At 54.8% G+C, this 290-nt stretch carries 1 protein-coding gene; it reads right to left on the minus strand.

Annotation, left to right across the window (positions count from 1 at the left end; translation table 11 throughout):
* Positions 1-254, minus strand: a 254-nt coding sequence (locus tag ACZ3HG_RS23330; RefSeq protein ID WP_465334700.1) for a hypothetical protein, incomplete at its 3' end; no start/stop codon positions are given.
* Between the last annotated feature and the right edge of the window lie 36 nt (positions 255-290).

The following is a 290-nucleotide window of genomic DNA, read 5'->3' on the forward strand; positions in this document are numbered from 1 at the left end:
TTGTCCTTATCGATTCGCCGCAACGTCACCATCGCAAAGCCATAGTGCGTATAGGCGCCTCCCCCGCCTGCGGGTGCACGCTGATCGATCTTCTCCGAATCCCAGTCATGAATGAAGCCTGTGGCTTCCGGCAACGGGTCGTGAAACGACAGTTCGAGCTTGCCGCCGCCCTTTTTGCAGAAGCAGGGGATATTGGGCTGGCGTAGCATCGATTCAGTGTTGAGGTTATCAGGGAGGAGGATGGTGAGATACATGGTCTTTATCTGCAAGGACATGGCAAAACAGCAGTC

It is taken from the genome of Erwinia sp. PME.40.26/001 (assembly GCF_055556675.1).